Annotated in this window: 10 protein-coding genes and 1 tRNA gene; 5 read left to right on the forward strand and 6 right to left on the reverse strand. The window is 66.0% G+C overall.

Annotated features, from left to right (window positions below; genetic code table 11):
* The 3 genes from FVW27_RS00005 to FVW27_RS00015 all read right to left on the reverse strand — a co-directional run.
* A partial coding sequence (locus FVW27_RS00005; protein WP_167121733.1) for a cytidylyltransferase domain-containing protein occupies positions 1 to 1,731 on the reverse strand: 1,731 nt, incomplete at its 3' end.
* A gap of 7 nt (positions 1,732 to 1,738) precedes the next feature.
* Positions 1,739 to 2,920, reverse strand: a complete 1,182-nt coding sequence (locus tag FVW27_RS00010) for a DegT/DnrJ/EryC1/StrS family aminotransferase (protein WP_167121734.1) — start codon at positions 2,918 to 2,920, stop codon at positions 1,739 to 1,741.
* A 436-nt stretch (positions 2,921 to 3,356) separates the two neighbouring features.
* Positions 3,357 to 4,433 (reverse strand): iron-containing alcohol dehydrogenase family protein, encoded by a 1,077-nt coding sequence (locus FVW27_RS00015; RefSeq protein ID WP_167121735.1) that lies wholly within the window; start codon positions 4,431 to 4,433, stop codon positions 3,357 to 3,359.
* Between the two features lie 452 nt (positions 4,434 to 4,885).
* Between FVW27_RS00015 and FVW27_RS00020 the strand changes: the two genes are divergently transcribed.
* On the forward strand, positions 4,886 to 5,365 hold the full coding sequence (locus tag FVW27_RS00020) for a YbaY family lipoprotein (protein WP_167121736.1): 480 nt from the start codon (positions 4,886 to 4,888) through the stop codon (positions 5,363 to 5,365).
* On the forward strand, positions 5,362 to 5,976 hold the full coding sequence (locus FVW27_RS00025; protein ID WP_167121737.1) for a DNA-3-methyladenine glycosylase I: 615 nt from the start codon (positions 5,362 to 5,364) through the stop codon (positions 5,974 to 5,976). The genes FVW27_RS00020 and FVW27_RS00025 overlap by 4 nt, the downstream gene beginning before the upstream one ends.
* Before the next feature lie 72 nt (positions 5,977 to 6,048).
* Here FVW27_RS00025 and FVW27_RS00030 read toward each other — a convergent pair whose 3' ends face one another.
* Positions 6,049 to 7,026, reverse strand: coding sequence for a glycosyltransferase (locus tag FVW27_RS00030; RefSeq protein ID WP_243838109.1), 978 nt, complete (start codon positions 7,024 to 7,026; stop codon positions 6,049 to 6,051).
* Positions 7,027 to 7,297: 271 nt separating this feature from the next.
* Between FVW27_RS00030 and FVW27_RS00035 the strand changes: the two genes are divergently transcribed.
* Together FVW27_RS00035 and FVW27_RS00040 are read left to right on the forward strand one after the other, a co-directional pair.
* Positions 7,298 to 7,621 carry an IscA/HesB family protein gene (locus FVW27_RS00035; RefSeq protein WP_167121739.1) on the forward strand — a complete coding sequence of 108 codons (324 nt, stop codon included), beginning with the start codon at positions 7,298 to 7,300 and terminating at the stop codon, positions 7,619 to 7,621.
* Positions 7,622 to 8,109: 488 nt separating this feature from the next.
* The gene (locus FVW27_RS00040; protein WP_167121740.1) at positions 8,110 to 8,679 is read left to right on the forward strand and encodes an LOG family protein; all 570 of its coding nucleotides are present in this window, start codon (positions 8,110 to 8,112) and stop codon (positions 8,677 to 8,679) included.
* A gap of 265 nt (positions 8,680 to 8,944) precedes the next feature.
* On the opposite strand, the gene FVW27_RS00045 is transcribed toward FVW27_RS00040, so the two are convergent.
* Together FVW27_RS00045 and FVW27_RS00050 are read right to left on the reverse strand one after the other, a co-directional pair.
* A complete protein-coding gene (locus tag FVW27_RS00045; RefSeq protein WP_167121741.1) occupies positions 8,945 to 9,289 on the reverse strand; it encodes a PilZ domain-containing protein in 345 nt (114 codons plus the stop codon).
* A 461-nt stretch (positions 9,290 to 9,750) separates the two neighbouring features.
* Positions 9,751 to 9,826, reverse strand: a tRNA-Thr gene (locus FVW27_RS00050).
* A 575-nt stretch (positions 9,827 to 10,401) separates the two neighbouring features.
* Between FVW27_RS00050 and FVW27_RS00055 the strand changes: the two genes are divergently transcribed.
* The coding region (locus FVW27_RS00055; protein WP_243838110.1) for a thiamine pyrophosphate-binding protein at positions 10,402 to 11,086 on the forward strand (685 nt) is incomplete at its 3' end.

Consider the following 11,086-nt stretch of genomic DNA (forward strand, 5'->3'; position numbering starts at 1 on the left):
CGGCGCGGTGCCGCCCTGCGCGGGGGCCAGCAGGGCGCCGATGCGCGCCACCACCCCGGCCTTGTTGCGGGTGAAGTCCAGCCGCTGCATGCGTTGGTGCAGGGTGCGGCGAAAGCCTTCGTCCAGCATGCGGGTGAAGGCCCGGCGCAACGCCCCTTCGCGGAAGGGATGCATCACGCCGAGGTAGGCGAAGCCGTTGCGGGCGCGGGCAAAGGTGTGCCGAGCCTCGCGCTCGTGGTGGGCCATGACGATGGCGGGCACGCGCATGTGCGCCAGTTCGTACACGGTGCGCCCGGCGGAACAGATGGCGATGTCCGCCCCTTCCATCTTGCGCGACATGACGTTGGTGGCGTGGGTGAATTCCACCAGCGGCGAATTCAGGGCCTCCACATGCGCCTGCATGGCCTCGCGGTGGGCGTAGCCCGGCCCGGCCACGATGCTGATGGCGATGCCCCGCTCGCGGCACAGCGGCTCTATGACGTCCAGGGTACGCCGGGTGAAGTCGGAATGGTCGGTGCCGCCAAAGGTGACCAGCACCCGCTGCGGTTGCGGACGGAACGGGTTGCGTTCGCCGGCGATGAATTCGTCGCGCAGGCAGAAATAGCGGTGGCCGTAGAGCAGGCGCGGGTCTTCGTGCTTTTCCTCGTACAGGGCGTTGACCACAAGGTCTGCATGGGCAGCGCCGGGGCCTTCGTCCTCGAAGTTCACGGTGCGTACCCCGGCGGCCTTCAGGCGCAGCATGTACTCCGCGTCGGTGTCCAGGATGTCGTTGACCACCAGGTCCGGCGCAAGGCGCAGCACGTCATGTGCGAGCCCGGGTGCAAGCCCGGAGGCAAGATCGTCCGTCTGCTGGATGTAGGTGCGGTAGTCGCGCGCGGCGATGTTCTTCACCGCCAGTTCGCTGTCGCGGGTGCACAGGAAGGTGATCTTGTGGTCGGAAATCTCGTGGGCCAGCATCAGGGCGCGGAACACGTGCCCCATGCCGATGGCAGGATACCCGGCCACCACGAACACGATGTGCCGCCGTTCCAGCAGCTTTTCGCACAGCCACCAGTCCTGGTAGCTGTTGATCTCGATGGCCCGGTCGTTGAGGAAATAGGGCATCACGCGCGGGGTGGCGCCGGGGGCCAGGGCGGATGCGCGCAGCATGACCAGCGCCTTGCTTTCCACGTAGACTTCGCGGCTGGGGGAGGCGTGACCGCCAGACCCGCCGGGCGTGCTGCCTGCGTCTGCGTCGGAATCGCCTTCCGTCCTGTCGTCCGGGCCTTCATCCGCCAGGATGGCGTCCAGGCTGCCGTCGCGCTTTTCCCATACCCGCTGGCGGATGCTTTTCACCGTCACCAGCACGTCCGCGCCCTCGCTCCGGAAGCGGTCGAAGGCGTCGTCGATGTCGTGGCCGGTCAGCAGCGGGCAGCTGGCGCGGTAGATGACCAGGTACGGATAGGTGGCGGCCAGTTCTTCCAGCACGCCGCGCAGTTCGCGCACGATGTCCAGCGAAGTGAAGCGCAGGCTGGCGTTGTAGTGGTGGCGTACGCCGTTGCGTTCGCAGACCAGGGCTATTTCCTGGCTGTCGGTGACCACCACGATGTCCGCCGCCTCGGCCACGGACCGGGCCGTGTCGATGGCGCGCTGGATCAGGGTCACCCCGGCCAGCCGTTTTACCAGCTGGTCGGGGATGACCGCATTCTTCTTGATGGCGGGTATGACGATGCAGCGCCGGGGGGCGGTCATGGTGCCGCTAACCCTTGCGCAGCCCGTCGAGCACGTCTTTGGTGGCGGCGAGCATGTAGTCGAATTCCGCCCCGGTCAGCCAGTGCTGGAAGGGGAAGGAGATCATGTTGTCAAAGAACGTGTCGGCGTTGGGGCAGTCCGCCGCGCCGTAGCCCAGGCGCTGATAGAACGGGTAGCGGTTCAGCGGGTAGTACTGCACCACGCACTTCACGCCCTTGTCGTTGAACATGGTGCGGATGAACGCATCGCGGTTGCCGTTGGTCATGCGCGCGGCCAGCAGGTGGTAGTTGTGCCGGGTGGTGTCCACCCGGTGGAACTCCAGCTCCGGATAGTCGGCCAGCGCGTCGATGAAGCGCACGGCGCGCTCGCGCTTTTCCGCGTTGATGCGGTCGATGCGCTCCAACTGCTTGATGCCCAGCGCGCACTCGATCTCGCCGATGCAGTAGTTGTTGGGCCACAGCATCTCGCCGTCGATCATGGGCATGTCCACGTTGCCCATGGCAGGCACCCAGTAGTCGGGCCGCTCGTAGTCGAAGCCGCAGTGCCCGTTGTGGCGCAGCGCGGGCACCAGTTTGGCCAGTTCCGGGTCCTGCACCACCAGCATGCCGCCCTCGCCCAGCGTGGTCAGGTTCTTGTGCGAGTGGAAGGAATAGATGGCGAAGTCGCCGAAGCTGCCGGACATCTTGCCGTCCACGTCCGCGCCGATGGACTGGGCCGTGTCTTCCACCACCAGGATGCCGCGCGAACGCGCCAGTTCCATGATGGCAGGCATGTCCGCCACGTAGCCGTACAGATGCACCACCACGATGGCCCTGGTGCGCGGGGTGAGCACCTTTTCGATGCTTTCCGCCGTCACCACGCGGGTCTTCAGGTCTATGTCCGCCCACACCGGCTTCGCGCCCTTCTTCAGGAACGGATACGCCGACGCCGTGAACGTGTGCGAGGGAATGACCACCTCGTCGCCCGGCTTGAACCGGCACAACTGCGCCGACAACTCCAGCGCCGATACCCCGTTCATCACCGCAAAGCAGTGCTCCACGCCCAGGTACTCCGCGAACTTGCGCTGGAATTCCTGCATGTACCGGCCCTGGGTCAGGGTCTCGGCAGTGCGCATGGCCTCGGCCACCACGGCAATCTCGTCCTCCGTATAGTAGAGGGCGCGGCCGCTGAAATTCACCTTGATATCCATCTGTCCATGCTCCTGCAACGCAGCATCAAGAGTGTGTGGGGCTCCGCCCCACGCCCCGCAAGGGGTCCGTGACGCCTTGCGATCGCTATCCGTAATGTTCGCGCTACGCGCTCACATAACGGCTACCGTCCCTTGACCCCTTATGCCGTTCCGGCTCGCACTGCGTGCGATCCGGAACGGATATCGATCAGGAGACGGGTGGGCGTGGTGGGTGCCGCATCGCCTCGCGCGTGGTGTACGCCATTTTCGGGGCGGCTTGTCCCCATTCGCCCATCTACCCCAATTAGAAAGTTTGGGGGGATGGGGGGCCGGGGGAAGGAGACCCCTTTGCCTCAGCCGTTATGCGAGTCTTCGAGCATTACGGATGAGGACCGCAGAGCGCCAAAGGGTCCCTTCCCCCGGTTATGCTTTTCTTTCAGAATCCGGAAAGGCGGCCCTACATGGCCTTGAACAGCGAGATGACCTTCTCGTCGGTGAGGATCTTGCGGAAGTCGGGGCCGAGGGCGTTGGTGAGCGGCTTTTCGTGCACCACGGACGAGGCCACCAGGGCCTTCATCTGGTCATCGGAAAGGTTGGCGCACAGGCCCTTGGGCAGGTTGACGCCCTGGCGTTCGATCATCCGGGCGTACTTGGGGTAGTCTTCGGGGTAGAATTCGCCCAGCACGCTGAGGGCGTAGCAGTTGGCGATGCCGTGGTGGGTGTGCAGCACCACGGAGAGACCGGCGGAAATGGGGTGGATGACGCCCACGTTACCGGCGCTCATGCCGCCGAGGTACGAGGCGATCATCATCTTTTCCAGGTTTTCCTCGGCCATCATGTCGTCGGAGAGAAAGATTTCCTCGCACATGTCCACGGCCTTCTGGGCCAGGGCATCGACGATGACGTTGCGGTAGCTGCCCCGCAGCGATTCGATGCAGTGCATGTAGGTGTCCATGCCGGTGTAGAAGTACTGGTCGCGCGGCACGGTGCGGGTCAGTTCCGGGTCCAGCAGCAGCTGGTCGTACATGGTGATGTCGCTGTTCATGCCCAGCTTGATGCCGCGCTTGGCGTTCAGCAGCACGCAGGTGCGCGAGCATTCTGCGCCGGTGCCGGACAGGGTGGGCACGCCGATCTTGTGCGGGGCGGGGTTCTTGACGAGATCCCAGCCCTGGTAGTCCGCGGCCTGGCCGGGGTTGGTGAGCATGTTGGCCACGGCCTTGCCCACGTCCAGGGTGGCGCCGCCGCCAATGGCCACGACGGTGCAGGGCAGGCGGTTGTCATGGGCGCGCACGGCGGCGGCAAAGTCGTCGATCTGCTCGGTGGTGGGTTCGTTGGTGGTGTCCACGAACAGCACAAGGTCGCCGTCCTTCTTGGGCAGGCGGCCTTCCAGTTCGTGCCCCCGGAAGAAGTGGTCCACGAAGAACACGGCGGGACCGGCCACGGCGGCGCGGCGCGCGTCCACAAGATCGCCCAGTTGGGCGAAGGAACCCTTGCCGAGGATGTAGAAGGGAACGTTCTTGGTATTGCGATACATGGTGGTCTCCTGGGGGTTGAGCGGAAGGTACACCGCGCCGCGCATTCTAGGCGTATTCGCGGGGGCGGGCAAGATGCCCGGAAATATGTGGAACAGGCGGTTAGCCGGGGATGTGACCCGGCGGCGCGATGTGCGTGGTGAAACGGCCCGGCGGTGCGGCGTGCGTATGGGAACGGCCCGGCAGGCCGGGGGCGGGAAAAAGGCGAAGCGGTGCGGGGGTATGCATGGGGGGGGTGACCGGCGATGCCGGGCGGGGTGTGGCCGCGTGCTGCCGCCCGGGGGTGCCCGGCGGAACGGAGTGGATGGGATTCGCGACGGATGCAGCAGTAAGGATTCGGCGTGCCAAAGTCAATGGGAAAGGGGCCGGTACAACGCACAATGCTGGCCTTGGCCGCGCGGGTATGGCAGGGGAGTGGTGGAATGGAACATTCAACAGCCATCGGGGAGGATGCATGAACGACGACGGCAAGACCATGATCCGGCGCAATCGGTCCGCCGCACGCAGGTTTTCGGCGCTGGTGGCGCTGCTGGTGCTGGCGGCGCTGCTGGCCGGGTGCAGCCAGAAGCTGCAACTGTACCGGCCCGGCGCGCTGGCCATGGTGACGGGCACGGTAACCTTTCGCCAGCGCATCCTGCTGCCGCTTTCGGTGCAGGGCGAGGTGCGCCTGCTGGACGTGACCGATGGCGGGGAAGGGGTGGAACTGGCCCGCGTGGAACTGCCCGCGCCGGTGCGGGTGCCCGCGCCGTACCGCATCGACTTCGACGCCTCGCGCATCGACCAACGCCGCAACTACGTGGTCGAGGCCACCCTGTTCGAGCCGGCCACGGGCGGCGGGCCGGGCCGGGTATGGTTCCGCACCCCGGCGCCGCAGTACGTGCTGACCCACGGCAACCCGACCTACCTGGAGCTGATGCTGGAGATGACCCGATGAGCGGGACCGTGCCGGAAGTACAAGCCGGGGTTACCCGCTGCCCGTGGGCGCGCGCGCCCGAGGAGATCGCCTACCACGACACCGAGTGGGGCGTGCCCGTGCGCGACGACCGCATCCACTTCGAATTCCTGGTGCTGGAGGCGGCGCAGGCCGGTCTTTCGTGGCTGACCATCCTGCGCAAGCGCGAAGGCTACCGCCGCCTGTTCGCCGATTTCGACCCCGCCGTGGTGGCCCGGTACACCCAGGCCGACGTGGAACGACTGCTGGGCGATGCCGCCATCGTGCGCAACCGCCTGAAGGTGGAGGCCGCCGTGCACAACGCCCGGCTGTTTCTGGACGTGCAGGCCCGCCACGGCAGCTTCGATGCGTTCATCTGGAACTTTGTGGATGGCCGCCCGGTGTGCAACCAGTGGCGCGAACTGGCGCAGGTGCCCGCCACAACGCCGCTGTCGGACACGGTGTCGAAGGAGCTGAAGCGACTGGGCTTCAAGTTCGTGGGGTCCACGGTCATCTACGCCCATTTGCAGGCCACGGGGCTGGTCAACGATCACCTGACCAGCTGCTTCCGCCATGCCGAGGTGGCGGCGGAGCGCCGGGGGGCGGTGGAATAGGGGAAGTTGCAGCCAGTTGCGGCAGGCCAGGGGGACAGGCCAAGCCCTGTCAGTCTGGCCCGTGTCTGGGAATTAGGCCTGGCCTGCGGCCAGAGGCAGGTGGCGTTGGCGCACTTCCGCCGCCGTGGCCGTCAGTGACGCTACAAAGTCGCCGCTGCCCAAGGCGCTGGCGAACATGGCATCGGGCAGGGCGTCGATGGCTCGCGCGCAGGCGGTGACCACCTTCTTGCGCAGCATGAAATCGGGATTGATGGAAAATTCCACGTCGTAACCGTGGATGGCGGGCAGGTACCGGCGGGGGCAGTACAGTTCCAGAATGCCGTGTTCGTACAGGTAACAGTACAGCGCAAACTTGTTGATGCCCGTGCGCGGCACGAGGTTCTTGCGGCGCTGGGCGCGTTTGTAGCTGTTGTAGTCTGCCGGGCTGCAGGGCGGCGTGCCGAGGTCCAGTATCCGGCCGTCCGAGGGGTAGCAGACCAGCAGGAAGCGGGCCAGCTTGGCCCGGTGCGAGTAGTCGGCGTCTTCTTCGCCGTACAGCCCGTAATCCTCGTTCCAGTAGCCGAGGACGTTGAACACGTCGCGCGAGATGGCCGTGGCCGAACCGGTCAGGCTGCGCCGGGTGGCGGTGACCGTCCGCCCGCTGTGCAGGGTGACCTCGTACAGCGCCGCTTGCGGGGTGCCCAGCCGTGGGCCCAGAAAGGCCACCTCCGGATCCGCCGACCACAGGTCGAGGATGTCGAGAATCCACCGGGGATCGGTCACCTCGATGTCGTTGTCCAGCTTCATGTACAGCGGCGTCGGGCACACATCGAACCCGAAGTTGGACGCGCAGGATACCCCCATGTTCTTGCGCAGCAGGTACAGATGGTCGATGACGCCATGTTCGTGCAGCTTCATCAGGAATTCGCGCGTGCCGTCCGTGGAGCAGTTGTCCACCACCGTGAGCCGTGACGGAACGTGCACATGCCGTTTCAGGGAAAAGATGCAGCGCTTCGTCAGTTCCAGGCGATTGAACGTGGGGATGGTGAAGTTGACGGCGGGGGAGTCCATCGCTGCTCCGTGGGGCGGTTGCCCGCGATGTCGTTGACCCGGATGCCCGGCCAGCGCGCCGAGCGGGGCCGAGTGAGGGTACATTTTCCGGATTCGTAGCGCAGCGCGGCGGGGCAGGCAATAGCATTACTCGTATTTGCTGGTTCTTGCGCGCCAAAATCGTTCCCGCCCGGCCCGGTCCCGGTGGCGCGTCTTGCCAGCGTGAAAATTGATGTCTATAATTAATGGTATCGTTTTTATCTATAGCAACACCAAGGAGTTAGTGGAATTTATGATCACGCTTACCGACCGTGCCCGCACGGAACTTGATGCCTATTTCTCCGACAAGGAGCGCAGCCCCATTCGTGTCTACCTGGCCCCTGGCGGCTGCAGCGGCCCCCGCCTGGCCCTGGCCCTGGACGAGCCCGGCGAAGAAGACAAGGTGTTCGAGCCCGGCGGCTACACCTTCTGCGTCAACGGCGCGCTGCTGGAACAGTCCGGCGACATCAACATCGATCTTGGCTCCATGGGCTTTGCCGTGACCTCCGAGGTGCAGCTTGGCGGCGGTGGCGGTGGTTGCAGCGGGTGCGGGAGTTCCAGCAGCTGCTGCGGCTAGGGGGCTGACTGCAAACCGCCCTTTTCCCCGCTGGCCGCGTCAAACTTCGGCCGCCATTTCGGTCAAATACCCAAGAGTATATTCCCTCATGGCGGCCTCGTTTTCCTTGCCAGCGGAAAAAAATCCTGGTTTGCAGCTTTGAGCCTTCAGCATAGCCGAAGAACGAAAATCCCGTCGCGCCAGCGCGTGGGATCACGCTTGTTTCTGCCTTGGCACGAAGAACATGTGCGGGGCCGGATGTCACATCCGGTCCCGTGTTGCTTTCGGGTGCTGGCGCGGCCCCGCTTTCAGGCGGATCGTACCCCCTGCTGCGTTGAGTGGGAGGAAAGCGTTCCTGCGCAACAGTCCGCTCTGCCCTTGCACCCGGCGGCGCAGAAGAGTAGGTAACCGCCCTTGTGGGCGGGCGCGGGTGCGCCGCCTGGCGGGAACGTCACTGCATCGATCATCACGGCATCGCCGCGACAACGCCACAAACGAGGGCATTCGCCATGCGCAGCATAGCAGTGTATTGCGGCTCAAATTTCGGTAGGGGCGACGGTTATCTGAAGGCCGCCGTGGCCCTTGGGCAGACGTTGGCGGCACAGTCCATCCGCCTGGTTTACGGCGGCACCACCAAGGGCCTCATGGGCGTGGTGGCCGACGCGGCCCTGCGCGCCGGGGGCGAGGTGCACGGCGTGATCACGGAAAAGCTGGTAGAGCGCGGGCAACTGCATGAAGGGCTGACCAGCCACGACGTGGTACCCGACATGCGCAACCGCAAGGCCCGCATGGCCCAGCTGGCCGAGGGCTTCGTGGCCATGCCCGGCGGCATCGGCACGCTTGAGGAACTGTTCGAGATATGGGTGGAAGGGCAGCTCTATCCGCCCGCGCGGCCCATCGGCCTGCTGGACGTGGGCGGCTTTTACGGGCCTTTCTTCGGCATGATCGACCATATGATCGAGGAGCGCTTTCTGCCCCAGGGGCACAAGGCCATGGTCATGGCCCACGCGGACCCGGCCCAACTGGTGTCCGCCATGCGTGCCTATACCCCGGTAACCGTGGAGAAGTGGGGGTTGTAGCCCCGGCGGCTTCGCGCTGTCGGGCAAAGCCCGTCAGCGGACGGGGCGCCCACCCCGTTTCCGGGCGTGACGGCCTGTCTGTGGAGATATCTGTACAGGCCACGGCCAAGGCCACGTCAAGGATTTACGGCCCTGCCGTTCCCAGGGGGAGCGGCAGGGCCGTTGCGCGTGGCGGCTCCGTGATGTGCGTGCGCGCTCCGGCAGGAGGGCCGCCGTCGCGCTCTTTCGCCGCGTGGCCGCCGGGGGTGGCGTTGCCGGTACACCCTCAGCGGCAGTTGGCCATGGAACGCCGCAGTTCCTCGCGATCCGCGTTCAGGGGCGGTTCGAACTCCACGCCCATTTCGTTCCCCCGGTACCAGCGGGTGTGGTAGGGAATGTTTTGCAGGTGTCCCGGCTCGTTCATGGTGGCATGCAGGTACATGCCCCTGCCCGCGCCACCCAGGTCCGCGCCGCCGCCGTACACCAGCAGGCGCGCGCCCCCGGTGCTCACGTCCAGCAGCCGCGCCTTGTACTCGTGCTCGCCGTAGCGGATGCGGCACGGGTAGTCGTATTCGTCGGCAGCCAGATTGATGCGGTAATGTTCCCTGCGGTCATCGATGGGATCTTTCATGACGTCTCCCTCCGTGGTTGGGCCCAGGGCCGCGAAATGCGGCGCTCTTGCGCGCGTGGCGGCGTGCCGATCTTGTCCGTGCTGCTGGCTCTAATGCCGGGGCGGTGACGGCTGGCGGAGGAGGGAAAGGTGCGGGTCGGCAGGCGTTGCGGCCCGGATGGGGGGGGGAGCGGGCCGGGGGAAAGTGGAGAGGATGGGGACGCGCGAGGACCACCGTATAGGTACATGGTATGACGTGTGGCCCGTGCGGGCAATGGTGCGGCCTGCATCGAAGGCACGGCGGGTGCAGGTTATCATACCCGAAGGCTAACAGCCCGTGGCGGTTGATTGAGGCAGGAAGCGGTGCGGATGACGCGCGCTGGTCCGGGGCGGGAGCGGGGGCGGGAGCGGGAGGATGCGCAGACAGGGTGCGGAATGGGGCCGAAACGAAGCCGGGCCGCCGGTTTCCCGACGGCCCGAAATGGAGCCCTTGAGCAGGATTGAACTGCTGACCTCGTCCTTACCAAGGACGCACTCTACCGACTGAGCTACAAGGGCGGAACTTTGCGTGGCTAGTGCCGCACGGCCGCGCGGGCACGAACCCCCCGTCGCGTGCGGCGGACGGTTGACTAGCCTGTTTCGTCACCGGCGTCAAGCCGTGCGGGCGGGAACCGTGCGTGGTGGCAAGGGGCGGGCTTGTGGCGTGGGGCGGCGATACCCGTTGTTGCCGCGCGCCGGCAGGGCCATGCACGCGCATGGAGGCTGCTTCGCCATATCCTGGTCGTGTAGTCAATCTATATTTGTCCGCTTGACCTGTTGTGCCGACTGCGGCATACAGTTCGGTACCCATGGTCTTCTAGGTTTTCTTCGCATCTCCAACGCAAGGACGATAGCCCCATGCGTCGCACCGCAGCCACCGCACTCCCGAACGCCACCGGCCTACTGGCCCCGGTATTCGTAGCGGTCGTCGTACGCGTAGTACGTCGCGTCGCGCCGTAGCCGGGGCAGGTCTCAGCAGCAGAGAACAGTCCAACCCCCGTCGGCGCGAGCCGGCGGGGGTTGTCGTTTTTCCGCGACGCGACGGAAATGGCGCACCCTCTCCCGGCTCCGCCCGGATACCAGAAGGAGCGCACATGCCAGCCCACACCCCGTCCCGTACCGCACCCGGCACCGCATCCGGCGCCGCGCCAACCCCCCGAAAGCGCCAGCCCAACGGCGCGGACCTGGTCATCCGCCTGCTGGAGCGGCAGGGCATCGACGTCATCGCGGGCATTCCCGGCGGGGCCAACCTGCCCCTGTACGACGCTCTTGGCCGTGCCGGTTCCATCCGCCACGTGCTGGCCCGGCACGAGCAGGGCGCGGGCTTCATGGCCCAGGGCATGGCCCGCGTCACCGGGCGGCCCGCCGTGTTCTTCGCCACCTCCGGCCCCGGTGCCACCAACACCCTTACGGCCATAGCCGATGCCAAGCTCGATTCCGTGCCCGTGGTGTGCATCACCGGGCAGGTGCCGCTGAGCCTTGTCGGTTCGGATGCCTTTCAGGAGGTGGACATCTACGGCATGTCCATTCCCGTGACCAAGCACAACTTTCTGGTGCGCTCGGTGGAGGAACTGGCCGAGGTTATTCCCGCCGCCTTCCGCATCGCCGCGTCGGGTCGTCCCGGTCCGGTGCTGGTGGACATTCCCAAGAACGTCCAGATGGCCCCGGTGGATCAGGCCGTGTTCGACAATCCGCCGCAGCCGGGCCAGCCCGCGCCGCCCCCCGCGCCCGACCCGGCGGGCATCTCGCGCGCCGCCGCGCTGCTCAACGCGGCCAAAC

It is taken from the genome of Nitratidesulfovibrio liaohensis (genome assembly GCF_011682075.1).
Taxonomy (GTDB): Bacteria; Desulfobacterota; Desulfovibrionia; order Desulfovibrionales; family Desulfovibrionaceae; genus Cupidesulfovibrio; species Cupidesulfovibrio liaohensis.

What these genes read in the sequence shown, in the direction of transcription:
- FVW27_RS00010 (WP_167121734.1), bottom strand. Translation starts at nt 2,920, where the DNA reads ATGGATATCAAGGTGAATTTCAGCGGCCGCGCCCTCTACTATACGGAG.
- FVW27_RS00045 (WP_167121741.1), bottom strand. Translation starts at nt 9,289, where the DNA reads ATGAAAGATCCCATCGATGACCGCAGGGAACATTACCGCATCAATCTG.
- FVW27_RS00015 (WP_167121735.1), bottom strand. Translation starts at nt 4,433, where the DNA reads ATGTATCGCAATACCAAGAACGTTCCCTTCTACATCCTCGGCAAGGGT.
- FVW27_RS00035 (WP_167121739.1), top strand. Translation starts at nt 7,298, where the DNA reads ATGATCACGCTTACCGACCGTGCCCGCACGGAACTTGATGCCTATTTC.
- FVW27_RS00025 (WP_167121737.1), top strand. Translation starts at nt 5,362, where the DNA reads ATGAGCGGGACCGTGCCGGAAGTACAAGCCGGGGTTACCCGCTGCCCG.
- FVW27_RS00020 (WP_167121736.1), top strand. Translation starts at nt 4,886, where the DNA reads ATGAACGACGACGGCAAGACCATGATCCGGCGCAATCGGTCCGCCGCA.
- FVW27_RS00040 (WP_167121740.1), top strand. Translation starts at nt 8,110, where the DNA reads ATGCGCAGCATAGCAGTGTATTGCGGCTCAAATTTCGGTAGGGGCGAC.
- FVW27_RS00030 (WP_243838109.1), bottom strand. Translation starts at nt 7,026, where the DNA reads ATGGACTCCCCCGCCGTCAACTTCACCATCCCCACGTTCAATCGCCTG.